General features: G+C 54.1%; 21 protein-coding genes and 1 other annotated feature. All 21 genes read right to left on the bottom strand.

Annotation, left to right across the window (positions count from 1 at the left end; all coding sequences use genetic code 11):
* Positions 1-19 precede the first annotated feature (19 nt).
* Entirely contained in the window at positions 20-2,671 is a 2,652-nt protein-coding gene (locus KNP64_RS00820; protein ID WP_138859758.1) for a valine--tRNA ligase, read from the bottom strand.
* A gap of 55 nt (positions 2,672-2,726) precedes the next feature.
* Positions 2,727-2,947: a binding site (T-box leader), on the bottom strand.
* Positions 2,948-2,994: 47 nt separating this feature from the next.
* The gene (gene hemL / locus KNP64_RS00815; RefSeq protein ID WP_214791650.1) at positions 2,995-4,299 is read right to left on the bottom strand and encodes a glutamate-1-semialdehyde 2,1-aminomutase; all 1,305 of its coding nucleotides are present in this window, start codon (positions 4,297-4,299) and stop codon (positions 2,995-2,997) included.
* Positions 4,296-5,276: a porphobilinogen synthase gene (hemB, locus tag KNP64_RS00810; RefSeq protein ID WP_214791652.1), complete on the bottom strand. Its 981-nt coding sequence runs from the start codon at positions 5,274-5,276 to the stop codon at positions 4,296-4,298. The genes hemL and hemB overlap by 4 nt, the downstream gene beginning before the upstream one ends.
* Entirely contained in the window at positions 5,273-5,989 is a 717-nt protein-coding gene (locus KNP64_RS00805; RefSeq protein WP_251126233.1) for a uroporphyrinogen-III synthase, read from the bottom strand. The genes hemB and KNP64_RS00805 overlap by 4 nt, the downstream gene beginning before the upstream one ends.
* Positions 5,931-6,848 carry a hydroxymethylbilane synthase gene (hemC, locus tag KNP64_RS00800; protein ID WP_214791654.1) on the bottom strand — a complete coding sequence of 306 codons (918 nt, stop codon included), beginning with the start codon at positions 6,846-6,848 and terminating at the stop codon, positions 5,931-5,933. Before hemC ends, KNP64_RS00805 begins: the two co-directional genes overlap by 59 nt.
* A gap of 59 nt (positions 6,849-6,907) precedes the next feature.
* The gene (gene hemA, locus KNP64_RS00795) at positions 6,908-8,251 is read right to left on the bottom strand and encodes a glutamyl-tRNA reductase (protein ID WP_138859763.1); all 1,344 of its coding nucleotides are present in this window, start codon (positions 8,249-8,251) and stop codon (positions 6,908-6,910) included.
* Between the two features lie 185 nt (positions 8,252-8,436).
* Positions 8,437-9,615 (bottom strand): AI-2E family transporter, encoded by a 1,179-nt coding sequence (locus KNP64_RS00790; protein WP_214791656.1) that lies wholly within the window; start codon positions 9,613-9,615, stop codon positions 8,437-8,439.
* Between the two features lie 113 nt (positions 9,616-9,728).
* Positions 9,729-10,325, bottom strand: coding sequence for a ribosome biogenesis GTP-binding protein YihA/YsxC (yihA, locus tag KNP64_RS00785; RefSeq protein ID WP_131433476.1), 597 nt, complete (start codon positions 10,323-10,325; stop codon positions 9,729-9,731).
* A 3-nt stretch (positions 10,326-10,328) separates the two neighbouring features.
* Entirely contained in the window at positions 10,329-12,629 is a 2,301-nt protein-coding gene (lon, locus tag KNP64_RS00780; RefSeq protein WP_214791658.1) for an endopeptidase La, read from the bottom strand.
* A 70-nt stretch (positions 12,630-12,699) separates the two neighbouring features.
* Positions 12,700-13,968: an ATP-dependent protease ATP-binding subunit ClpX gene (clpX, locus tag KNP64_RS00775; RefSeq protein WP_034776808.1), complete on the bottom strand. Its 1,269-nt coding sequence runs from the start codon at positions 13,966-13,968 to the stop codon at positions 12,700-12,702.
* A gap of 210 nt (positions 13,969-14,178) precedes the next feature.
* Positions 14,179-15,471 carry a trigger factor gene (gene tig, locus KNP64_RS00770; RefSeq protein WP_034776805.1) on the bottom strand — a complete coding sequence of 431 codons (1,293 nt, stop codon included), beginning with the start codon at positions 15,469-15,471 and terminating at the stop codon, positions 14,179-14,181.
* Positions 15,472-15,559: 88 nt separating this feature from the next.
* Positions 15,560-16,465 carry a hypothetical protein gene (locus KNP64_RS00765; RefSeq protein ID WP_214791660.1) on the bottom strand — a complete coding sequence of 302 codons (906 nt, stop codon included), beginning with the start codon at positions 16,463-16,465 and terminating at the stop codon, positions 15,560-15,562.
* Between the two features lie 541 nt (positions 16,466-17,006).
* The gene (locus KNP64_RS00760) at positions 17,007-17,519 is read right to left on the bottom strand and encodes a metallophosphoesterase family protein (protein WP_034776800.1); all 513 of its coding nucleotides are present in this window, start codon (positions 17,517-17,519) and stop codon (positions 17,007-17,009) included.
* 5 nt (positions 17,520-17,524) lie between these two features.
* A complete protein-coding gene (locus KNP64_RS00755; protein ID WP_214791662.1) occupies positions 17,525-18,115 on the bottom strand; it encodes an XTP/dITP diphosphatase in 591 nt (196 codons plus the stop codon).
* Positions 18,112-18,861, bottom strand: coding sequence for a ribonuclease PH (gene rph / locus KNP64_RS00750; RefSeq protein WP_034776797.1), 750 nt, complete (start codon positions 18,859-18,861; stop codon positions 18,112-18,114). The genes KNP64_RS00755 and rph overlap by 4 nt, the downstream gene beginning before the upstream one ends.
* On the bottom strand, positions 18,854-19,660 hold the full coding sequence (gene racE / locus KNP64_RS00745; protein WP_138859767.1) for a glutamate racemase: 807 nt from the start codon (positions 19,658-19,660) through the stop codon (positions 18,854-18,856). The genes rph and racE overlap by 8 nt, the downstream gene beginning before the upstream one ends.
* Before the next feature lie 116 nt (positions 19,661-19,776).
* Positions 19,777-20,040 (bottom strand): phosphocarrier protein HPr, encoded by a 264-nt coding sequence (locus KNP64_RS00740; RefSeq protein WP_021066838.1) that lies wholly within the window; start codon positions 20,038-20,040, stop codon positions 19,777-19,779.
* 70 nt (positions 20,041-20,110) lie between these two features.
* The gene (locus KNP64_RS00735; RefSeq protein WP_214791664.1) at positions 20,111-20,551 is read right to left on the bottom strand and encodes an acyl-CoA thioesterase; all 441 of its coding nucleotides are present in this window, start codon (positions 20,549-20,551) and stop codon (positions 20,111-20,113) included.
* 9 nt (positions 20,552-20,560) lie between these two features.
* Positions 20,561-21,349, bottom strand: a complete 789-nt coding sequence (gene sdhB, locus KNP64_RS00730; protein ID WP_200881496.1) for a succinate dehydrogenase iron-sulfur subunit — start codon at positions 21,347-21,349, stop codon at positions 20,561-20,563.
* Between the two features lie 8 nt (positions 21,350-21,357).
* Positions 21,358-23,115: a succinate dehydrogenase flavoprotein subunit gene (sdhA, locus tag KNP64_RS00725; RefSeq protein ID WP_034776790.1), complete on the bottom strand. Its 1,758-nt coding sequence runs from the start codon at positions 23,113-23,115 to the stop codon at positions 21,358-21,360.
* A gap of 16 nt (positions 23,116-23,131) precedes the next feature.
* Positions 23,132-23,749, bottom strand: coding sequence for a succinate dehydrogenase cytochrome b558 subunit (locus KNP64_RS00720; protein ID WP_034776788.1), 618 nt, complete (start codon positions 23,747-23,749; stop codon positions 23,132-23,134).
* Positions 23,750-23,956 lie beyond the last annotated feature (207 nt).

Below are 23,956 nucleotides of genomic sequence, written 5' to 3'. Positions count from 1 at the left end.
TCCAAAGAAGGTTGATTCATTATTTACGCAACTCTTCCAAACGGGCACGGACTGCGTCACGCTTGTCGAGGTAGTCTTTCTCTTTCGCCTTCTCTTCGTCGATGACGTGAGCCGGTGCCTTGCCAGTGAAGCCTGGGTTGCCGAGTTTCTTCTGAACGCGCTCGACTTCCTTCTCGTACTTCGCCACTTCTTTTTCAAGACGGGCGATTTCTTCCTCAAAGTTGATGAGGTCGGCGAGCGGGATGAACAACTCCGCACCCGTCATGATGGCCGACATCGACTTATCAGGAGCCGCCAAGCCGCGTCCGATTTCGAGCTCGGTCGCGTTCGTGAACTTGCCGATCGTCGCTTCGTTTTCGCTCAAGTAACCTTGCGTCGTGTCGTCACTTGTCGCGATGAAGAGCTGAATCGGTTTCGACATCGGGGCGTTCACTTCCGAACGAATGTTACGGACCGAACGGATGACGTTCATGACCGCTTCAAACGCTGGTACCGAGTCCGCGAAGTGGAGCTCGTCGCGACGTGTCGGGTAGCTCGCACGGACGATCGAGTCGCCTTCGTGCGGCAAGTGCTGCCAGATTTCCTCTGTGAGGAACGGCATGAACGGATGCATGAGACGCATGATTGAGTCGAGCGTGTATGCGAGCACAGAACGTGTCGTCGCTTTCGCTGCCTCGTCCTCACCGTAGAGCGTGAGTTTCGCCATCTCGATGTACCAGTTACAGAACTCTTCCCAAATGAAGTTGTACAAGTAACGGCCGGCTTCGCCGAACTCGTACTTGTCGACGAGACGCGTCACTTGGTCGATCGTGTCGTTCAAGCGTGTGAGAATCCACTTGTCGGCGAGCGTCTTCTCACCTGACAAATCGATATCCTCATACTTCATGCCGTCCATGTTCATGAGGGCGAAACGGCTCGCGTTCCAAATCTTGTTCGCGAAGTTCCATGTCGATTCGATCTTCTCCCAATAGAAGCGAAGGTCGTTCCCTGGTGTCGATCCTGTAAGGAGGAACCAGCGGAGCGAGTCCGCGCCGTATTGGTCGATGACTTCCATCGGGTCGACGCCGTTTCCGAGCGATTTCGACATTTTGCGGCCTTCCGAGTCGCGGATGAGACCGTGGATGAGCACGTCGTTGAACGGCTGCTTCCCAGTGAACTCGAGCGATTGGAAGATCATGCGCGATACCCAGAAGAAGATGATGTCGTAACCCGTGACGAGCGCGCTCGTCGGGAAGTAACGTTTGAAGTCTGCTGAGTCCGTGTCCGGCCAGCCCATCGTCGAGAACGGCCAGAGCGCTGACGAGAACCATGTGTCGAGCACGTCTTCGTCTTGGTGCCAGTTCTCACTGTCCGCCGGTGCTTCTTTACCTACATAGACTTCACCCGTCTCATTGTGGTACCACGCCGGGATACGGTGGCCCCACCAGAGTTGACGGCTGATACACCAATCGCGGATGTTCTCCATCCAACGGAGGTATGTGCCTTCGAACCGCTCTGGGACGAAGTTGACTTTCGTATCGTCATGTCCTTGCGCTTCGAGCGCTGCTTTCGCGAGCGGCTCCATGTCGACGAACCACTGTTTCGAAAGATAAGGCTCGATGACCGCGCCTGAACGTTCCGAGTGACCGACCGAGTGCGTGTGCGGCTCGATTTTGACGAGCGTGCCGTCTGCTTCTAGGTCTTTGACGAGTTGCTTGCGGCATTCGAAGCGGTCGAGCCCTTCGTACTTGCCGGCGTTCTCGTTCATCTTGCCGCCTTCATCCATGACGAGGATGCGCGGGAGCTCGTGGCGGTTCCCGATCTCAAAGTCGTTCGGGTCGTGCGCCGGTGTGATCTTGACGCAACCTGTACCGAACTCCATGTCGACGTAGTCGTCGGCAACGATCGGGATCTCACGGTTCATGACCGGAAGCATGATCGTCTTGCCGACGAGGTGCGCGTAACGCTCATCTTTCGGGTTGACGGCAACGGCCGTATCGCCGAGCATCGTCTCTGGACGCGTCGTCGCGATCTCGATGTGGCCTGAGCCGTCAGCGAGCGGATACTTCATGTGGTAGAATGCGCCTTCGACTTCTTGATAGATGACTTCGATGTCCGAGACGGCTGTCTTTTGCGCCGGGTCCCAGTTGACGATATACTCGCCACGGTAAATCAAGCCCTTCTCATAGAGACGGACGAACACTTCTTGGACCGCTTTCGAGAGTCCTTCGTCGAGCGTGAAACGCTCACGTGAGTAGTCGAGACCGAGACCAAGTTTTGACCACTGGGCACGGATTGTGTCCGCGTACTCGTCTTTCCATTCCCACGTCTTCTCGAGGAACTTCTCGCGTCCGAGGTCGTAACGCATGATGCCGTCTTCACGGAGTTTCTGTTCGACTTTCGCTTGCGTCGCGATACCGGCGTGATCCATTCCTGGGAGCCAAAGGACGTCATAGCCTTGCATGCGCTTGAGGCGCGTCAATAAGTCTTGGAGCGTCGTGTCCCACGCGTGTCCGAGGTGAAGTTTCCCCGTTACGTTCGGTGGCGGGATGACGATCGTGTACGGCTGTTTTGAATCGTCCTCGTCCGCTTTGAATACGTCGTTCTCTAACCAGTAGTCATACCATTTCGCTTCCGTCGCACTTGGATCGTACTTCGTCGGCATGGTGATTTCGTTTGTCTCGTTGGCCATATGCCCAACCTCCTCTAATAATGTGGACAAAAAAACGGCTACTCTCGTCCTTAACGCTAAGGACGAAAGAAGCCGTATCTTCCGCGGTACCACCTTAGTTCGCCAACAGGTGGCGCCCTCAAAATCGAATAACGGTCGATGGACCGGACCTTCCTACTTCGTTCAAAAGGTCAGCTCCGAGGCGACTTCCGCACCATCCTTCGCGGCCTCGCACCAAGTGGCCGCGTCTCTGAAAAAGGATGTCGATTGCGTACTATTCCTCATCGTAGCTTTTGTTCGTATCTGTTAAACAATTGTAGCGACAGAAGATGTTTCCGTCAAGATTACAATGAAAACTCTTGTTGCAGCTCTTTGAACGTCGCGTCGACCGCTGCGAGCGTCAAGTCGATATCTTCGTCCGTGTGCACGGTCGAGAGGAACAATCCTTCGAACTGTGACGGTGGCAAGAACACGCCGCGCGCCGCCATCTTCTGATAGTAAGCGCGGAACAAGTCGAGGTTCGCCGTCTTCGCCTTCTCGAAGTTCGTTACTTTCTCGTTCGTGAAGAAGAATCCGAACATCGATCCGGCCCGGTTTGTGTCGTGCGGGATGTTATACTTTTCGGCCGCTTTCGTGTAGCCTTCGGCGAGACGGTCCGCTTTGCGTTCGAACTCGGCGTAGTGCTCAGGCTTGAGTTGCGACAGCGTCGTGTAGCCGGCGATCATCGCGAGCGGGTTCCCCGAGAGCGTCCCCGCCTGGTAAATCGGTCCTTGCGGCGCGATTTTTTCCATGATCTCGCGTTTCCCGCCATAGGCACCGACCGGAAGGCCGCCGCCGATGACTTTTCCGAGGCACGTCAAATCCGGCGTCACGTCGAAGTAACCTTGGGCACAGTTGTAGCCGACCCGGAACCCGGTCATGACCTCGTCAAAGATGAGGAGCGCGCCGTATTGTTCCGTGATCTCGCGGAGTCCTTCAAGGAATCCAGGTTGCGGTGGCACGAAGCCCATGTTGCCGGCCGCCGGTTCGACGATGACCCCAGCGATGTCGTCGCCGAACTTCTCGAACGCGACGCGGAGGGCATTCAAGTCGTTGTACGGCACCGTGAGCGTCTGGCTCGCCAAGTCTTTCGGCACGCCCGGTGAGTCCGGGAGACCGAGCGTCGCGACGCCCGAACCGGCCTTGATGAGGAGCGAGTCGCCGTGACCGTGGTAGCAACCTTCGAACTTCAAGATTTTCGTCTTGCCCGTGTAGCCGCGTGCGAGGCGGAGTGCCGCCATCGTCGCTTCCGTACCCGAGTTGACCATGCGCACCATCTCGATCGATGGGACGCGCTCGATAACGAGCTCGGCCATTTTCGTCTCGAGCTCGGTCGGTGTCCCGAACGTCCAGCCTTTCTCGGCTTGCTCTTGAATCGCCTTCGTGACGACAGGGTCGCGGTGTCCGAGGATGAGTGGTCCCCATGAGAGGACGTAATCGATATATTCGTTGCCATCGATGTCGTAGACGCGTGATCCTTCACCGCGTTCAGCGAAGATTGGCGTCATGCCGACTGATTTATAGGCACGGACCGGGCTGTTCACCCCGCCCGGCATGAGCGGACGTGCTTGTTCGAACGCCGCTTCTGAGTGTGTTTGTTTGTAGGTCATGCGTAGTCTCCTTCCAAATAACGACAGACGTCTTTTGCGAAATACGTGACGATGAGGTCCGCACCGGCCCGTTTGAAGCCGACCATCGTCTCCATGACGATGCGTTGCTCATCGACCCAGTCGTTCAAAGCAGCCGCTTTGACCATCGCATACTCCCCGCTCACGTTATAGGCCACGATCGGCATATCGAGCGAGTCGCGCATGTCGCGGATGATGTCCATGAATGCGAGCGCCGGTTTGACGATCATGAAGTCGGCGCCTTGCTCAACGTCTGATTGAGATTCCCGGAACGCTTCGCGACGGTTGGCCGGATCCATCTGATAGCCTTTGCGGTCGCCTTCGCCAGGTGCCGATTGGGCCGCGTCACGGAACGGTCCGTAGTACGCCGATGCGTATTTGACGCCGTAGCTCATGATCGGGATATGGTTGAATCCGTTTTGGTCGAGTCCTTCACGGATGGCGGCGACAAAACCGTCCATCATCGAGCTCGGCGCGATGATGTCAGCGCCGGCTTGCGCTTGCGTGATCGCTGTCTGCACGTGAAGCGGTAGCGACGCGTCGTTATCGACGTCACCGTTCTTCACGATGCCACAATGGCCCGTCGACGTGTATTCACAGAGGCACGTATCAGCGATGATCGTGAGCTGTGGCGCCCACTCTTTTACTTTGCGGATCGCTTCTTGGACGATGCCGTGGTCGTGATACGCTTCCGAACCTTCCGGGTCTTTATGTTCCGGCACGCCGAACAAGAGCACCGATTGAATGCCGAGGTCGACAATCTCGTTGATTTCGTCTTCGAGACGGTCGAGCGAGAAGTTGAAGACGCCCGGCATCGAGCTGACTTCGCGTTTAATGTCTGTCCCTTCGATGATGAAGAGCGGGTAAATTAAATCTTCTTTCCGAACATGATTTTCACGTACGAGTGCACGCATCGACTTCGATGAACGAAGGCGACGGTGACGGTCAAACTGGTTCATGAAAAATCCTCCCCTATACACTGTATTAATGCATCCATAGTATAACACTCAGGCACTCGGACCGGTAACGTCGACACTTCCCGGACGGCGCGCTCGGTCACTTCACCGATGGCGTACCACGTCCCGTGGAAGTGTTCAAGGTACGGCGTGATCGCCTGGACGGCGGACGGGCTGAGGACGAGGAGCGCGTCCACGTTCTTGAGCGCCTCGACTTCCGTCTCTGTCAGTTCACGGCCGATCGTCTCATAGACGACCCAGTCGTGGACGTTTTCGAGTTGTGTCATATGTGCCGTGTTCGCCAAGTCGCCCCGGGCGAACAAGACGACCTCGTCTGCTGTTACGACGTCCGCGAGGTCGCGGAACAGCGCCTCGCCCGTGAACGTCTTCGGCATGAGTGCGACGGTGAAGCCCTCGCCCTCGAGTGCTTGTTTCGTCATTTCCCCGACGGCCGCGACTTTGACGTCGCGCGGGACGTCACGGAGCGCCGGTACCGCCGTTTGGCTCGTCACGACGAGCCAATCGAACCGGTGAATCGGTATCTGGCTGTGCGTCAATCTCGTCTCGATGAGCGGGACGTGATGCACGGAAAGACCGCTCGCGGCGAGTCGGGCTCTCTGCGAAGCGGTCAATCGTTTTGTCCCTGTGTACCAGACGTCACGCATTGACCGAGGCGAGAATTTCGCGCCCGCCGCGTCCAAGAAGATCGTCTGCAACCTCGTTCCCGAGTGCGACCGCGTCAGTCGACGTCTTCGTCACACGGAGCACTTCTTTCCCGTCGACCGAGGCGATGAGGCCCGTCAGTGTCACGTCGTCCCCGTCGACCGTCGCATAACCGCCGACCGGAACGTGGCAGCTGCCTTCGATCGCCTTGAGGAACGTCCGCTCCGCCGTCGCCACTTTCGCCGTCACGTCGTCATGCAGGAGTTGCAAGACGTTCGTCACTTCAGCGTCGTCTTTCCGGCTTTCGATGGCGAGAACGCCTTGACCGACGGCCGGAACCATCATGTCAGCGTCAAGCGCTTCGAAGTCGACGCGGTCCGTCCAACCCATGCGTTCGAGCCCGGCTTTGGCGAGCAAGATGGCGTTGAAGTTTTCCGTCTCAAGTTTTTTGAGGCGTGTGTCGATGTTGCCGCGGATCCATTGAATCTCGAAGTCCGGGCGGGCGGCGAGCATCTGCGCACCGCGACGAAGTGAGCTCGTCCCGATGACAGCACCTTCCGGGAGCGTCTCGAGCGTGTAACCGTTCTCGCAGATGAGCACGTCTCGGGCGTCAACGCGTTTCGGCATGCAGCTGATAAAGAGCTCTTCCGGCAACTCGGCCGGCACGTCTTTCATGCTGTGGACGGCGAAATCAATTTCCCCGGCAATCATTTGTTGCTGGATCTCTTTGACGAACAACCCTTTGCCGCCGACTTTCGATAACTGGACATCGACGATTTGGTCGCCTTTCGTCACGATTTCCTTGATCTCGAACTCGTTTTGAGCCCCGGCTTTCTTCAATTGCTCGATGACCCATTTCGTCTGTGTCATCGCAAGTTGTGAACGGCGTGAGCCGACGATAATTTTACGCATAGTCCATATCCCCTTCATAGAAAAAGGCGACGAGATCCGCCGCCTTTTTTGATTTTGTATTAGCGCATCAAAGCGCGGAGTGGTGCTTTCGCTGACATCGCTTCTGTCTCTTCCATTTCCGGCTCGACGTCAGGGACGTCGACATCAAGGCCGAACGTCTCGACGAACTGGTTGATACGTGTGTTCGCATCCGGTTGCGCCGCGGCGTCTTTGATGTAGTCGATCGGTTCACGAAGCATCTGGTTGATGATCGACTTCATATGTTTGCCGATGACTTTTTTATCCCGGTCCGATAGATGGTCAAGCTTACGCTCGAGGCTTTCCATCGTCTCTTCTTGAACAGTGAGGGCGCGGGCGCGCAACTCGTTCATGATCGGGACGACACCGAGTGTGACGAGCCACGTTTGGAACTCTTGAATCGCTTCGTCGATTTTGATTTCAATCTTCTCCGCTTCGACGAGACGGGCCGCCAAGTTTTTGTTGACGATCCCGTTCAAGTCATCCACATCGAACAAATGGACGCCCGGAAGCGCCCGGACCGCTGGATCGATATCTCGCGGCACGGCAATGTCGATTAACAAAAGTGGACGTTCACGGCGAAGCAGTTGGGCGGCGGCGACATCGTCATAGCCGATGACCGCTTCTTTGGCGCCGGTCGAACTGATCAAAATATCGGCGTCGAGCAACCCACAGGCGATCTCACGGATCGAGTGGGCCCGGCCTTGGAACTTGTCGGCGACCGCTTTCGCTTTGCTCTCGGTCCGGTTAAAGACGGCAATCTGTTTCGCACCGGCCTCGAACAAGTTGAGCGTCGTCAACTCGCCCGTCTCACCGGCACCGACGACGACGACTTGTTTGTCATCGAGACGGTTGTACATCCCTTGAGCGAGCGTGACCGCTGCCGAGCTGACCGATACCGACATTTCCCCAATTTGTGTGTCGGTATGGGCGCGTTTGGCGAGCGTCACGGCCTCTTTGAACAGTTTATTGAACACCGTTCCCGTCGTTCCGTTCTCTTGGGCGCGGAAGAAGCTTGATTTCACTTGTCCTAAAATTTGTGTTTCCCCAATGATCATCGAATCGAGTCCAGACGTGACACGGAACAAGTGGCGAATTGCCTCTTCTCCTTCACGAATCGATAAATAAGGGGTGAATTGGTCCATCTCTAAATCAAACCAGTTCGCTAAAAAGCGTTTTGTATAATAACGTCCGGTGTGGAGCTGGTCTGTGACGACGTATAGCTCCGTCCGGTTACAAGTCGACAAAATAACCGATTCAAATATGCTCTTCTCTTCGCGAAGTGCAATCATCGCGTCCACGATTTCTTGCTCCCCAAACGAGAACTGCTCCCGAATCGCGACAGGGGCTGTCTTGTTATTTAGTCCAACGACGACAATATGCATGTACCTCTTCCCCTCATCCAAAATCCACCGACGGTTGTCTCTTCTTTTTCACATCTCTACCGTACATTATAACAATTTTTATTTAGGAACTATAATCTTCTGTTCGATTTTTGTGAAATAATTTAAGAACTTTTTGTGACAGAAAAAAGTAGAAACGGACATGGAGACCATTTCTACTTGTTTAATCATTTCAGAGACGACGGATCGGTGATGATTTGACTCTCTGGTTTCTCATCTTCCTCTTCCGCTTCGAGGTAATGTTTTCGCTCCCTCAGCTTGTAAATCCGGACGATGTTTTGAACGACGACTTTTGCCACCGCATAGAACGGCACCGCGATGAGCATCCCGATAATCCCGGCCAAATTTCCGGCGACGAGCAAGACGATGATAATCGTCAGTGGATGCACCTTGAGCGACTTGCCTTGGATGAGCGGCGAGATGACGTTCGATTCGATTTGTTGAACGATGATGATGACGACGATGACCCAGAGCACTTTGATCGGGTCTTGGATGAAAGCGACGACGACAGCCGGGGCCGCACCGAGGAACGGTCCGACGTACGGGATAATGTTCGTCAACATCATGAAGAGCGCAAGCAAGATGGCGTAGTCGAGTCCAATAATCCAAAGCCCGATGAGCGACGTGATCCCGACGAAGAACGCCACGATCAACTGGGCATGGACGTAGTTTTTAACCGTCGTATGCATGTCATGCAAGATTTTACGAGTCTCCGTCTCGTAGCTCGACGGCAACAATTTCACGATCGAGTCTGGAAGACGTTTCCCGTCAAGGAGCATGTACAAAAGCATGAACGGGATGACGACGATCGTAATGACGGCCGACGTGATGAAACCGACAAGACGACCGAACGATGAAGCGACATTCCCGAAGACGTCTCCGAGATACGACGTCACATTATTCGTGAAGTCGGTGAACATATCGTCATTCTCGGCGATAAAGCGTGACAAGAACTCGTTTTGCATGAGCGAGTCACGGACGGCGAACGCCTGTACTTGCAACTCCTTGGCGATACTCGGCATCGCGTTGACGAGCGACGTCACCTGTTCCGCGAGCACCGGTCCGAGGATGCTGAAGACGAGCGTAAAAATCAGCACGAGTCCGCCGAGCGTGATGCCGACGGCGAGCGGACGTTTGCCGTCCATCCGTTTTTCTAAGAAGTCGACAATCCCGACTAAGAAATAATAGAAAAGTCCAGCAATGATGAGTGGTACCGTGACGAGCGCCAAAATGACTTGAATCGGTTCGAACACGAAAGAAATCTCCGTCCCGACCCAGATGACCAAGAAAATCGTCAGCGTCCAAAATAAGAAGCGGTACCATTTGTTTTGAAACATGATTTGCATCTTTCCACCTCGTTCTCTATTCTCTTGTCTTATGTAATTAGGACAATTATACGATAATTACCCGCTCTCGTAACCCTGAAAACAAAAAAGACGAGGGTTGCCCTCGTCTTCGGTCAATCTTCTTCGCGTGTCAATAAATCGTAAATCGCTTTCCACGCTTCGTCTTTGCCTTCTGCCGTCTCCGCCGAGAACGCGACGAACCGGTCCGTCGATTCAAATTGAAGCTTGCGTTTGACGGCCGCTTCATGTTTTTGACGCTGCGCTTTTTTGATTTTATCGAGCTTCGTTGCCACGACGATGACCGGAATCTCGTAATGCTTCAAGAAGTTGTACATCGTCACGTCGTCGCCCGACGGTTCATGACGGATATCGACCAAGAGGACGACGCCACGGAGGGCGCTTTGCGACGTCAAGTACTGCTCCATCATGACGCCCCACTTCTCACGCTCCGTCTTCGAAACTTTCGCGTAGCCGTAACCTGGAACGTCGACGAACATGATCTCATCGTTGATGTTGAAGAAGTTCAGCGTCTGCGTCTTCCCTGGCTTTGAAGACGTGCGCGCGAGCGCTTTCCGCTGACAAATCTTGTTGATGAACGACGATTTCCCGACGTTCGAACGTCCAGCGAGTGCGACTTCCGGCAACTCGTGAATCGGATAATGGTCCGGTGCGACGGCACTCGTGACAAATTCTGCTTTAGTGATTTTCATTATTTAATTTCCTCCAAATGCTACTTCTAATACTTGATCGAGCGTCGTGACCGGGACGAACGTCAATTTCTCACGGACGGTGTCTTGAATGTCATCGATGTCCCGCTCGTTGTCTTTCGGGATGACGATGGTCGTCAAACCGGCGCGGTGTGCGGCGAGCGCTTTCTCTTTCAATCCACCGATCGGAAGGACGCGGCCTCGGAGCGTGATCTCTCCGGTCATGCCGATATCACGGCGGACTTTCTTACCAGTCAATGCCGAGATGAGCGCCGTCGCGATGGTGATACCGGCCGATGGACCGTCTTTCGGAACGGCACCTTCTGGGACGTGGATGTGCACGTCTTGGCGCTCGTAGAACGTCGGGTCAATCCCGAACCGTTCCGCGTTCGAACGGACATAGCTATACGCCGTCTGCGCCGACTCTTGCATGACGTCACCGAGTTTCCCGGTCAACTGGAGCTTGCCCTTACCAGGTGCGAGTGCCACTTCGATCGTGAGTGTGTCGCCCCCGAACGCCGTGTAGGCGAGTCCAGTGACGGCTCCGATTGAGTCTTCCGTCTCGCCTTTGCCGTAGCGGTACTTCGGTTTCCCGAGGTAGTCGCCGAGGCTCTTCAACGAGACCGTGACGCGTTTTTTCTCGCCGATCGCGATTTGCTTCGCCGCTTTCCGGCAAAGCGAACCGATGACGCGTTCCAAGTTACGGACGCCGGCCTCACGCGTGTAACGGCGGACGACCTCGTAAAGCGCGTCTTCTTTGATCGTGAGCTGGCTCTTTTTCAAGCCGTGCTCTTTATACTGCTTCGGCACCAAGTGACGTTTGGCAATCTCGACTTTCTCGAGTTCCGTGTAGCCGCCGATTTGGATGAGTTCCATCCGGTCGAGTAGCGGAGCCGGGATTTGCGAGACGTCGTTCGCCGTCGCGATGAAGAGCACGTTCGATAAGTCGAACGGTTCTTCAATATAGTGGTCCGAGAACGAGACGTTTTGTTCCGGGTCGAGCACTTCGAGCATGGCCGACGCCGGGTCGCCCCGGAAATCTGACGCCATCTTGTCGATCTCGTCGAGCAAGAAGACCGGGTTTTTGCTTTCGGCCTGCTTCAAGCCGCGGATGATACGGCCTGGCATCGCCCCGATGTACGTGCGACGGTGTCCTCGAATCTCAGCTTCATCGCGCACCCCGCCGAGCGAGACGCGGACGAAGTGACGCTCAAGCGCCGACGCGATCGACCGGGCGAGCGACGTCTTCCCGACCCCTGGAGGTCCGGCGAGACAAAGGATCGGTCCACGGAGCGAGTTCGTCAATTGGCGGACGGCCAAGTACTCGAGGATTCGATCTTTCACCGACTCGAGGCCGTAGTGGTCGTCGTCTAGGACGTGGGCCGCATGCTTGACGTCGAGTTTATCTTCCGTCTCGATGCCCCATGGGAGCGAAGCAATCCAGTCGAGATAGTTGCGGATGACCGCGTACTCCGGTGACGTCGCCGGGACGACGTTCAACCGTTCGGCTTCGCGCATGACGTTCTTCCGTGTCGTCTCAGGCAAGTCGAGTGCCTCGAGCTTCTCACGGAGACGACTCGGTTCAGACTCTTGCGACTGGTCGCCGAGCTCTTGCTGAATCGTTTTCATCTGTTCGCGCAAATAATACTCTTTCTGCGCCTGCTCAATCGTCTTTTTCGTCCGTTCGCGCAACTCTTGCTCGAGCTCGATGATTTCGACTTCATGCGTCATGATCTCGAGCAGCTCTAAGCCGCGTTTGACCGCGTCGGCTTCCTCGAGCATCGCTTGGCGAATGTCGACGTCGACATCAAGTTTCGAAGAGATATAATCGGTCAACGACTCGAGTCGCTCATACATCTCAAAGCGGCGCCGTTCGTCCGGAGACAACCCTTTGATCGTCCCGACGAGTTTGCCAAACTGTTCTTTCAATAGGCGCACGAGTGCCGTCCGTTCGACTTCTTCCCCTTCGACGAGGTCAAGCGCCTCGACGTCGGCGAACCAGCCTTCTTTCGTCTCTTCAATCGAGTTGATCTTGACGCGCTCTTTCCCGACAAGACGAACACGGACCGTCTCGTTCGACAGCTCGCTCATCTTGGCGATATGGACGCGTGTCCCGATCGCATATAAGTCTTCCGGTTCAGGTGATTCTTTGCCTGTCTCTTTTTGGGTCACGACAATCAAATCTGTCTCGTGTTCCTTTGCGGCAAGGAGTGCCCGCAGAGAGAGCGGACGCCCTACGTCAATCGTCACGCCGATGAGCGGATACACGACGACTCCACGCAAAGGAAGGATAGGTAACTGTTCCATTACAACGCCTCCTGTGCAAAAAGGCCCAAAACTCGGATGTGCCGAGTGTTTGAGCCTTTTTCGTTAAAAATTATGCTGTCTCTTTATTGTCGCCTGTCTGTTCGACAGTACCATCGCGAAGCACGTATTTCGGACCGGCAAGACCCGTAATCGTTTCATCCGTGATGATGACTTTCTCGATATCGTCGCGCGATGGGACAGTGAACATCACATCGAGCATCATTTCTTCGATAATCGAGCGGAGACCGCGTGCGCCTGTCTTACGTTTGATCGCAAGCTTGGCGATTTCAACCAACGCTTCGTCTGTGAACGTGAGTTCGACATCGTCGAGTTCGAGCATTTTCTCGTACTGACGAACGAGGGCGTTCTTCGGCTTCGTCAAGATCTCGACGAGTGCTTCCTCGTCAAGCGTCGTGAGCGTCGCCATGACCGGTAGACGACCAATGAACTCCGGAATCAATCCGAATTTCTGAAGGTCTTCCGGAAGCGCGCGGGCGAGCAAGTCTTCTTGCGTCATCTCGCGGTTTTCTTGGTCGTTCCCAAATCCGATAACTTTTTTCCCGATACGGCGTTTGACGACCGCTTCGATGCCAGCGAACGCGCCGCCGACGATGAACAAAATGTTCGTCGTATCGATTTGGATGAACTCTTGATGCGGATGCTTCCGTCCACCTTGCGGCGGTACGCTTGCGACCGTACCTTCCAAGATTTTGAGAAGTGCTTGTTGGACACCTTCACCAGATACGTCACGCGTGATCGATGGGTTTTCCGACTTACGGGCAATCTTATCGATCTCATCGATGTAGATGATCCCTTTTTCAGCCTTCTCGACATCGTAGTCCGCCGATTGGATCAGCTTGAGCAAGATGTTCTCGACGTCTTCCCCGACGTAACCGGCTTCCGTCAAGCTCGTCGCATCCGCGATTGCGAATGGGACGTTCAAGACGCGAGCCATCGTTTGAGCGAGAAGCGTCTTACCGCTACCAGTTGGTCCAATCATGACGATGTTCGATTTCGAAAGTTCGACATCATCAGAACGGCCACCGGCGTTGATGCGTTTATAGTGGTTGTAGACGGCTACCGAAAGCGCACGTTTCGCCCGGTCTTGACCAATGACATACTCGTCTAAGATGTTACGGATCTCTTGTGGTTTTGGAATGTCTTTGAATTCTACTTCTTCTTCGACACCGAGCTCTTCCTCAACGATTTCATTGCAAAGCTCGATACATTCGTCACAAATGTATACGCCAGGACCGGCGACTAGTTTACGGACTTGTTCTTGCGATTTCCCGCAAAACGAGCATTTAAGTTGTCCCTTTTCCTCGTTAAATTTGAACATTCGGTACACCCCTTCTGAATGAAAATGGATGTAAGTGCGATAAATCGCCTATTTGTATTTTCAGGTGCAAAGCACTCTCGAAAAAACATTTACATCTCTGCGTTGCAATAATTGTAGCATGAACAAATCACTTCATCAAAGATAAACACATGCAAAGTGTCGTGACGAAAAAAAGGACGACTGCTGAGCAGCCGTCCTTCTGTCATCCGATTACTTCGCTTTCCCGTTTTCAACGAGAACGTCGATCGCTTTACGGAATTTGAGGTCACCTTTAAGTGTCTCGATTCCGCCTTGTGGCGCGAGCATTGTACGGAGTTGATCCGGTGCAATGTTGTAAAGTTTAGACATTTCTTCGAGTTCTTTCTCAGCATCTTCGTCAGACACTTCGATCGCTTCTTTCTCAGCGATTGCTTTCAAGACGAGACGAGCTTTAACGCGCTCTTCAGCTTGCTCTTTCATCTCTTCGCGCATCGCTTCTTCAGAAGTACCAGTGAGTTCGAAGTACATGTTGAGGTCGATTCCTTGTGAAGAAACACGTGTGCCGAACTCTTGAACCATGCGGTCTACTTCTTGGTCAACGAGTACTGCAGGTACGTCGATTGTTGCGTTAGCTGTTGCTTGCTCGACGAGTTGATCGCGCATTGTGCCTTCCGCTTCTTGTTTCTTCGCAGTTTCTAAGCGCTCACGGATTTTCGCTTTCAACTCGTCGAGTGATGAAACTGACTCGTCGATGTCTTTTGCGAACTCGTCGTCGAGCTCAGGAACTTGCTTCGCTTTGACTTCGTGAAGTTTGACTTTGAATGTCGCTGGTTTACCCGCCAAGTTGTCAGCGTGGTACTCTTCAGGGAATGTTACTTCAACGTCTTTTTCTTCGCCAGCCGTCATGCCAACCATTTGCTCTTCGAATCCAGGGATGAATTGGCCTGAACCGATTTCGAGTGTGTAGTTTTCAGCCGTGCCGCCTTCGAATTGCTCTCCGTCAGCGAAACCTGCGAAATCAAAGACAGCTGTATCGCCGTTTTCGATAGCGCCTTCTTTGACAGCAAGCTCTGCGCCTTGCTGTTGAAGCGCGTCAAGTTCAGCTGTAACTTCTTCGTCAGTGACTGTTGTTTCAACAGCTTCGTACTCGAGACCTTTGTATTCGCCAAGCTCAGCTTCTGGCTCAACAACGAACGTTACTTTGAACGTTACAGGTTGGCCTTTTTCGAGCGTGCCGTCTACATCGATGTTTTCGAGAGCGATTGGTTCGAAACCAGCTTCTTCGACCGCACCTTGAACTGTGTCACGGTAGAGGATATCGAGCGCATCTTGATAGAGTGCTTCTTCTCCGTACATTTTGTTGAACATTGGGCGTGGCAATTTCCCTTTACGGAAGCCAGGCACGTTCAAAGTTTTGACGACATCTTTGAATGCGGCGTCAACTGCTTTATCAAAAGCTTCTGCAGGTGCTTCGTACGTGAGTACGCCTTGGCTACCTGATGTTTTTTCCCATTTTGCTGTCATGCTAAGTCCCTCCAACAATTCGTTTATACGTACAAAAATGTACAACAATCCGTATTATAGCATAAATCCGACGACTGCACACAAGGATTTAGTCTAGAAACGCCTCGGTGAAACGCATGTCCGCCTCAAGAATTTCGGCGGCGAGGCCGTCCGTTTCCTCATGTTGCAGGATGGCCGTTTTCGCTTGAACAATCGCCGTCTCCACGGCAGACGCTTCCTCAGGCGTGAACGGGTAGTGCGTATACATGTAGTTCATGAGCAGCTGCGTCGCGATCTCGTCACCATATACCGCTCGCTGCAACCCGTTGACCATCGTCTCCCACGCTTCCGTGTGGATTTTCGCTTCGTCATGCGTCAATCGGTGCCGCGTCCCGAGGTCGGTCCATTCGATGACCGGCAGCTCGTCGAACGCCTTTTGGAGCACGATCAACTTCATCAACTTCGGCCGTTCCGCGACGAGAAGCTCTTTCAAGACGTTGTCGAGGACGTCATCGATATTGAAATGGACGTGTTCGAGCGTCTCGATTTGTTCGCCGATCCCGCCCCGGTTAAGGATTCGCTTCACTTTGGCGATCGCGGCCGGGAACTCGGTCAACTTCAGCACTTGGAGCACTTGATGTGCTTGCGTGTTGACGTGATCGGTCTTTTCTTGCCACTCGAGATACAGGTTGATCCAATGGGCCGCCTCGAACGGTTGGTCACGCATGATGTAATACTGGGCGATTTGAAGCCCGCCGGCTGCAGGTTCTTCTGCCACCGTCATCTGTGTCGTGACGAGCTCTTCGAGTTTCTCGAGCGTCTCCGGTTCTTCCGGTCGTTCCATCAGACATTGGAATATTTCCATGAAAATAAATGGATCGCCGGGCACTGCCTCGTACCAATCCCACAGAATCGGTTCGACCCGTTGCCGTTCCCCGGCCGTGTCTGCCTCTTGAATCATCTTCTGAAGCCGCGACCAGTTCCCTGGAAACGGGTACGCTTGCTCTTTTGCCATCTCCCCACACCCTTTCCATTCATCTCCATCTTCCTTTAGGAATCGATTCGTTGTCAATCAATACCCCGAAAAACGAAAAAAGAGACAACCTCCGTGGAGGCTATCTCTATTTTAAATGGAAGTGTCCCAAGAGGGATTCGAACCCCCGACCGACGCCTTAGCTTACCACCATGGCTTTCGCCACCAACGTGTGTTGTTTGTAGTCTGGACTATATCTTCACCATTTCAGGTGCGACACGTGTAGTCTCTACGGAACCTCACGAGCAAACTGCTCCTTCAATGGCTCTACCTCTAAAGGATGACCTTTAGTCCTTCGAACCACCTTGTCCCCGAAAGGAAATAAGTTTCCTCGGTATTACCATCAGCATGATCTGTTAAGGCTTCACCGATATAGTGTCGTCCACTCTATAGGTTTCTGTTTCCCTATAAAGGCTCCTATTTGTCTTGAAGGGCGTTGCTCTATCCAGCTGAGCTATTGGGACATTGACAAGAAAACTATAATAGAAAAATGGTTTGCTGTCAATTCCTTCTTTTCATTCCGTCACAGCTTTCCGCTCACATCGAGATCTTCGACGGCCGAACCGTCCTCTGACCGATAAAAGCGGACCGTTGCCTGTCCGTTCTCGAGATCCATCAGTACATACGTCTTGTCACTCCGTCCGCGCGGCATGCGAATCGAACCCGGGTTCACGTAAAGCACCCCGTCCTCAATCACAGCTCCGGCGACGTGCGAGTGGCCGAATAAGACGACGTTCGCCCCGACCTCTTCAGCCCGGTAACGCAACCGGTTCAAGTCGTACTTCACGTCGTGGTGATGGCCGTGGACGATGAGAATCGTCCCTTCAGCCGTCTCCTCGATTCGTTCGAGCGGAAGGTCGCCGCCGAAGTCGCAATTACCGCGCACCGTACGATATGGGAGCAGATGTTCATCGACGAGCGCGAGCTGGGAATCCCCACAATGGAACGCGTCATCGATTTCTTGTTCGTGCCGGTTAAAGATGATTGATAGTTCTTCTGTCAATCCGTGACTGTCACTGACTACGAGAAAACGCATACAGGTCACCCCTCCATAAACGGAATAATTTCTGCCTCTAACTTTCGTAGTGCTTGGCCGCGGTGACTGACCGCCGCCTTTTCGTCGCGTTCAAGTTCTGCTGCCGTCTTGTGAAGTGACGGAACGATGAAGAGCGGGTCGTAACCGAAACCGTTCTCCCCATGAGGCGCGTAGCCGATCGTCCCTTCGATCGTACCGCGTACCGTCAATGTCTCCCCTGTTGGTTTGGCGAGACAGAGGGCACAGATGAAACGAGCCGTTCGGTCGGTCGCTCCGTTCAACTTCTCGAGAAGAAGCGCGTTGTTCGCTTCATCCGACTTCTCCGGTCCGGCGAAACGGGCCGAATGGACACCGGGTGCCCCGTCGAGCGCATCGACTTCGAGTCCAGAGTCATCCGCGAGGACGGCGTGACCGAAATAGCGGGCCGCCTCCGTCGCCTTTAACTCGGCGTTCGCTTCAAACGTCGTCCCAGTTTCGTCCGTCTCTGGTGCGTTCGGATAATCAAGAAGTGATTCGACTTCGAATCCGAGCGGCGTGAGCATTCCTTCAATTTCTGCGACTTTTCCTTTATTGCGTGTTGCGACGATCAGTTTCATGTTGTTTCCTCCAATTGTTCCCCGACATACCACCACGAGGCACCGAGTGCGTCTTCGGCCGCTTTGAACAGCGTCTCGATCCCGCTTTGGGCCATGTGGAGCATCTCGTTCATCTCGAGCAACGTGAACGTCGCTTCTTCCCCTGTCCCTTGTACTTCGACGAAACGTCCGCTCGCCGTCATGACGACGTTCATGTCGACCTCGGCCGCGGCATCTTCTTCGTAGTTCAAGTCGAGGAGCAATTCGTCGGTCCGTCCGACCGAGATGGCAGCGACGCCTTCTTTGATCGGCGTGTCGTCGAGCTTGCCTTGCCGGATGAGCGCGTCGACCGCGAGGACGAGCGCGCAGAAGCCGCCTGTGATCGAGGCCGTGCGGGTGCCCCCGTCCGCTTGGATGACGTCACAGTCGATCCAAATCGTCCGTTCACCGAGCCGTTCCAAATCGACGACCGAGCGGAGCGACCGCGAAATCAACCGTTGAATCTCCATCGTCCGGCCCGACTGTTTGCCGCGGACCGATTCGCGGACCGTGCGGTTACCGGTCGCACGCGGAAGCATGGCGTACTCGGCGTTGATCCAGCCTTGCTTCTTGCCGCGCAAGAAGTTCGGGACGCGTTCTTCGACGGTGGCCGTGCAGATGACTTTCGTGTCCCCGATCGAGATGAGGACCGACCCTTCCGCATGTTTATTCACATGGGGAACGATCTCGACGGGCCGGAGCTCGTCATGTTGTCTTTCGTTACGCATCGACACCGGACACCTCTACTTTCTCCGCTCTCACGGGTTGACCGAGCCATTCTGTCGCCAAACGGTCAAAGATGACGACATCCCCGGTCGCATAAAACTGGTGCACCGGGACCGTATCCAAATCGTTCTCGAGCTCTTTAAAGTCAAGGATGGCCGCTACTTCGAGCGCCGTCTCGTCACCGGACGAGATCAAATGGACGTCGGGTCCGACGACGTCTTGAATGACCGGTGCGAGCAGCGGATAGTGCGTACAGCCAAGGATGAGCGTGTCCATCTCGGAAGACTGAAGCGGACGAATCGTCTCAGCGACGATGTCGCGGACGCGCTCTCCATCGAGTTCGCCGGCTTCGACGAGCGGGACGAACGGCGGACAGGCGAGCGAATATACATCGATCTCGCCGGCCACGTGTCGGAGCGCCGTCTCGTATGAGTTGCTTTCAATCGTCATCTTCGTTCCGATGACGCCGATATGTTTATTGCGCGTTCCTTTGACGGCCGCTCGTGCCCCCGGATCGATGACACCGATGACCGGGATATTGAGGCGTTTGCGCGCTTCTTTCAAGACGACCGCTGTCGCCGTGTTGCAGGCGATGACAATCATCTTCACGTTCTTACTTAACAGGAACTCGATCAGTTCCCACGTATAGGCTTCAATCTCATCGTGCGGGCGCGGGCCATACGGGCACCGTTCCGTGTCGCCGATATAAATTATTTCTTCTTTCGGTAGTTGGCGCATCAGTTCTTTGACCACAGTCAAGCCGCCAACTCCTGAATCGAGTACTCCAATCGCTCGTTTCATGATCATCACTTCCATTCCCATCTATCTTACCAAAAAAGCCGATTCTGAAAAAGAAACGGTCTCGTGACAAACAAAAAAGACGAGGTAGCCGATTGGCCGCCTCGTCCGTCGCTCAATTACTGAGCAAGACCTTCGCTTGTGAGCATGTCAGAAAGCGTGTTAACCGCTTCTTCTGCATCGTCACCAGCTGCAGTGATTTTGATTGTAGAATCTTTTGCGATTCCGAGTGAAAGTACACCCATGATCGACTTGAGGTTTACTGTCTTACCGTTGTACTCAAGGTTGATATCTGATTGGAATTTAGAAGCTGTGTTTACCAACTGTGTAGCTGGACGAGCGTGAATTCCTGAATCTGCAACGACTGTGAACGTTTTTTCCATGACGTGAGGTCTCCCTTCAAATTTCAATTCTACAGGCGAACCCGCAGAATAATTGTTTGTGAACTCATTATCAAATGATAGCGGATTCGCAAAAATTCTGCAAGCGATTTTTATATTCTGGAGTCCATTCGGTCGGACGACCGGATTTCGACAAGTGCACGAGGCTCGTACGCCCCGCAAACATGAGCTGGTCTCCATCATATGCCCCGTAATGAATATCACATGAAGTGTTTCCGACCGTCAAGACATTGGCATACACCACGATCGATTGCCGTGGCATCACTTGGCGAACGTAGTCGCACTGGGCATCTGCCACGACGACAAATCCATCATTCAACGAAAAACCTGTCGCTTCAAGCAACTCGATCCGCGCGTCTTCGAAATAGATGAACGGAATTGTGTTATTCATGTGGCCGTACGGGTCGCACTCCGAGAATCGGACTTTGACGTCTAGCGCGACCCCTGCTCTGACACGTGTTTCCCAATCGGCTTCCCGGAAGTACTTCGTCATCCGTAGCCCTTACGCCTCGACCGCAGAACCGGTGCGGCCTTTGTCGCTACCGAAGAACGATTTGAACGAGTGAAGCGTCGTCTGACGGTTCATCGCGGCGATTGATGTCGTGAGTGGAATACCTTTCGGACAAACTTCGACACAGTTTTGCGCGTTCCCGCACTGTGCGAGGCCGCCGTCTTCCATGAGCGCTTCGAGACGGTCCTCCGCGTGGAAGGCGCCAGTCGGATGCGAGTTGAAGAGACGGACTTGCGAAATGGCGGCCGGTCCGATGAAGCTCGATTTGTCATTGACGTTCGGGCACGCCTCGAGGCAGACACCGCACGTCATACATTTCGATAATTCATACGCCCATTGACGTTTGTTCTCTGGCATCCGCGGTCCAGGTCCGAGGTCGTACGTCCCATCGATTGGGACCCATGCCTTCACTTTTTTCAACGCGTCGAACATGCGCTGACGGTCGACTTGAAGGTCACGGATGACCGGGAACGTCTTCATCGGAGCAAGGCGGATCGGCTGTTCGAGCTTGTCGACGAGTGCCGTACACGATTGGCGCGGCTTGCCGTTGATGATCATCGAGCAGGCACCACACACTTCCTCGAGACAGTTCATATCCCAGTTGATTGGTGTCGTCTTGTCCCCGTTCGCATTGACCGGGTTTCGGCGGATTTCCATCAACGCCGAGATGACGTTCATGTTCGGGCGGTACGGGACGGTGAACTCTTCCGTATAAGCGGCTTGGTCCGGTCCGTCCTGGCGTTCAATGATAAAACGAATATCTTTTTGTTCAGATTGCATCGGCGTCGTCATTTCGTCTTCGCCCCTTTCTTCGAGTAATCCCGTTTGCGTGGCGGGATTAACGAAACGTCGATCTCTTCATACGAGATATCGACTTCCCCTGCGTTGTAACGTGCCATCGTCGTCTTCATGAACTTGTCGTCATCACGTTCCGGGAAGTCCGGTTTGTAGTGAGCACCACGGCTCTCGTCACGTTTCAAAGCGCCAAGCGTGATGACGCGCGCGAGGTCGAGCATGTGGTCGAGTTGTCGGATGAACGATGCCCCTTGGTTGCTCCAGCGAGCCGTATCGGTCGCGGAGATGTTGTTATAGCGTTCACGAAGCTCACGGAGTTTGAGGTCCGTCGCCTCGAGCTTGTCGTTGTAACGAACGACCGTGACGTTGTCGGTCATGAGTTCGCCGAGCTCACGGTGGATTTGATACGCATTTTCCGTACCGTCCATCGCGAGGATATCGTTGAACCGCTCGATTTCTTCACGTTCGTTAAAGTTGAAGAGCGCTTCCGGCACGCTCTCTGTCGCCTGGTCGAGACCCCGCATGTAGTGAACGGCCGCCGGACCGGCTTCCATCCCGCCGTATACGGCAGACAAGAGCGAGTTGGCCCCGAGACGGTTCGCCCCGTGCATCGAGTAATCGCACTCACCGGCTGCGAACAGGCCTGGGATGTTTGTCATCTGATCGTAGTCGACCCATAGTCCGCCCATCGAATAGTGAACGGCCGGGAAAATCTTCATCGGGACTTTGCGTGGATCGTCGCCGACGAACTTCTCGTAAATCTCAAGGATGCCGCCGAGTTTGATGTCGAGCTCTTTCGAGTCTTTATGCGACAAGTCAAGGTACACCATGTTCTCGCCGTTGACGCCGAGCTTTTGGTTGACACAGACGTCGAAGATTTCACGCGTCGCGATATCACGCGGCACGAGGTTTCCGTAGGCCGGATACTTCTCTTCAAGGAAGTACCATGGCTTGCCGTCTTTATACGTCCAGACACGTCCGCCTTCACCGCGCGCCGATTCACTCATGAGACGAAGTTTGTCGTCCCCTGGAATCGCCGTCGGGTGGATTTGGATGAACTCACCGTTCGCGTAGACCGCCCCTTGACGATAGACCGCTCCAGCCGCTTGGCCGGTGTTGATGACCGAGTTCGTCGATTTGCCGAAGATGACACCCGGGCCGCCTGTCGCGAGGATGACCGCGTCCGATGGGAACGCTTTAATTTCCATCGAGCGCAAATCCTGACAGACCGCACCACGGCACACACCTGCTTCATCGATGATGGCCCGGAGGAACTCCCAGCCTTCATACTTCTCGACGAGACCTTGCGCCTCGTAGCGACGAACCTGCTCGTCTAGTGCGTACAGGAGCTGTTGCCCCGTCGTCGCACCGGCGTAAGCCGTACGGTGATGGAGCGTGCCGCCGAAACGACGGAAGTCGAGAAGACCTTCTGGCGTCCGGTTGAACATGACGCCCATGCGGTCGAACATGTGGATGATCTTCGGTGCCGCTTCCGCCATCTTTTGGACCGGCGGTTGGTTGGCGAGGAAGTCGCCCCCATAGACCGTGTCATCAAAGTGTTGCCAAGGAGAATCCCCTTCCCCTTTCGTGTTGACGGCACCGTTGATGCCGCCTTGTGCACAAACTGAATGTGAACGCTTGACCGGTACAAGCGAGAATAGTTTTACCGGAACACCCATCTCAGCCGACTTGATTGTCGCCATGAGTCCAGCCAGACCGCCACCGATGACGATCAAACTTTGATTTGCCATGAACTTTTCCCCCTAATTACAAGATGCCCGCGAACGTCAAGATAGAACGGATGCCGACAAAAGATAGTGCCAAGAAGACGACGCCTGAGACATAGCTCATGAAGCGCTGTGAACGAGGCGACTGTGTGATCCCCCACGTGATGGCAAACGACCAGAGACCGTTCGCGAAGTGGAACGTAGCCGAGAGGATCCCGACTATGTAGAAGATGAGCATGAGCGGATTGTCGACGATGTTTTGCATCATCTCCGCGTTCACTTCGACGCCACGCAACTTCGCCAAGCGCGTTTCCCAAACGTGCCATGCGATGAAGATGACGAGGAAGACGCCCGTGAAGCGTTGGAGCATGTACATCCAGTTACGGGCGTATGAGTAACGGTTCGTGTTAATCGAACCGAGGAACGCGTAATACACGCCATACACTCCGTGGAAGATCATCGGCAAAGCGATGATGGTCACTTCAAGGAAATACAAGTACGGTAAGCTCTCCATAAATTTTGCTGCCTTGTTGAACGACTCCACCCCATCGACGATATAGTAGTTGACCGACAAGTGAACGATCAAAAACAAGCCGATTGGGATGACCCCAAGTAGCGAATGGACTTTACGACTGAAATAGTCACGACGCGCTGCCATTCTAGTTCCCCCTTTTCACGAGCCCTTGGCTCGTTTTGTAAATAAAAGCGTTTTCAAATGCAAATATAGCTTTCTGTCTCCTATTCTACTCTTGTGAAATTTGTATGACAAGACAACCCGACCGATTTGTGCCACATTCTTTTGCAAAATACCCGGTGACCAAAAGGCGAATCGTCGTTATAATGGTATAGAGAGAATGGAGTGATG

The organism is Exiguobacterium sp. s64, from assembly GCF_018618035.1.
Classification (GTDB): Bacteria; Bacillota; Bacilli; order Exiguobacteriales; family Exiguobacteriaceae; genus Exiguobacterium; species Exiguobacterium mexicanum_A.
Note: the sequence above shows the minus strand (reverse complement) of the source record. Positions and strands in the feature narration are given on the sequence as shown.

Excerpts from the sequence above, each read along its gene's own strand:
- yihA (WP_131433476.1), bottom strand. The coding sequence starts at position 10,325 with ATGAAAATCACTAAAGCAGAATTTGTCACGAGTGCCGTCGCACCGGAC.
- hemC (WP_214791654.1), bottom strand. The coding sequence starts at position 6,848 with ATGCGTAAAATTATCGTCGGCTCACGCCGTTCACAACTTGCGATGACA.
- rph (WP_034776797.1), bottom strand. The coding sequence starts at position 18,861 with ATGCGTAACGAAAGACAACATGACGAGCTCCGGCCCGTCGAGATCGTT.
- racE (WP_138859767.1), bottom strand. The coding sequence starts at position 19,660 with ATGAAACGAGCGATTGGAGTACTCGATTCAGGAGTTGGCGGCTTGACT.
- hemL (WP_214791650.1), bottom strand. The coding sequence starts at position 4,299 with ATGACCTACAAACAAACACACTCAGAAGCGGCGTTCGAACAAGCACGT.
- clpX (WP_034776808.1), bottom strand. The coding sequence starts at position 13,968 with ATGTTCAAATTTAACGAGGAAAAGGGACAACTTAAATGCTCGTTTTGC.
- tig (WP_034776805.1), bottom strand. The coding sequence starts at position 15,471 with ATGACAGCAAAATGGGAAAAAACATCAGGTAGCCAAGGCGTACTCACG.
- KNP64_RS00765 (WP_214791660.1), bottom strand. The coding sequence starts at position 16,465 with ATGGCAAAAGAGCAAGCGTACCCGTTTCCAGGGAACTGGTCGCGGCTT.
- sdhB (WP_200881496.1), bottom strand. The coding sequence starts at position 21,349 with ATGCAATCTGAACAAAAAGATATTCGTTTTATCATTGAACGCCAGGAC.
- lon (WP_214791658.1), bottom strand. The coding sequence starts at position 12,629 with ATGGAACAGTTACCTATCCTTCCTTTGCGTGGAGTCGTCGTGTATCCG.
- KNP64_RS00720 (WP_034776788.1), bottom strand. The coding sequence starts at position 23,749 with ATGGCAGCGCGTCGTGACTATTTCAGTCGTAAAGTCCATTCGCTACTT.
- KNP64_RS00820 (WP_138859758.1), bottom strand. The coding sequence starts at position 2,671 with ATGGCCAACGAGACAAACGAAATCACCATGCCGACGAAGTACGATCCA.
- hemA (WP_138859763.1), bottom strand. The coding sequence starts at position 8,251 with ATGCATATTGTCGTCGTTGGACTAAATAACAAGACAGCCCCTGTCGCG.
- KNP64_RS00760 (WP_034776800.1), bottom strand. The coding sequence starts at position 17,519 with ATGCGTTTTCTCGTAGTCAGTGACAGTCACGGATTGACAGAAGAACTA.
- KNP64_RS00790 (WP_214791656.1), bottom strand. The coding sequence starts at position 9,615 with ATGCAAATCATGTTTCAAAACAAATGGTACCGCTTCTTATTTTGGACG.
- hemB (WP_214791652.1), bottom strand. The coding sequence starts at position 5,276 with ATGAACCAGTTTGACCGTCACCGTCGCCTTCGTTCATCGAAGTCGATG.
- KNP64_RS00740 (WP_021066838.1), bottom strand. The coding sequence starts at position 20,040 with ATGGAAAAAACGTTCACAGTCGTTGCAGATTCAGGAATTCACGCTCGT.
- KNP64_RS00735 (WP_214791664.1), bottom strand. The coding sequence starts at position 20,551 with ATGACGAAGTACTTCCGGGAAGCCGATTGGGAAACACGTGTCAGAGCA.
- sdhA (WP_034776790.1), bottom strand. The coding sequence starts at position 23,115 with ATGGCAAATCAAAGTTTGATCGTCATCGGTGGCGGTCTGGCTGGACTC.
- KNP64_RS00755 (WP_214791662.1), bottom strand. The coding sequence starts at position 18,115 with ATGAAACTGATCGTCGCAACACGCAATAAAGGAAAAGTCGCAGAAATT.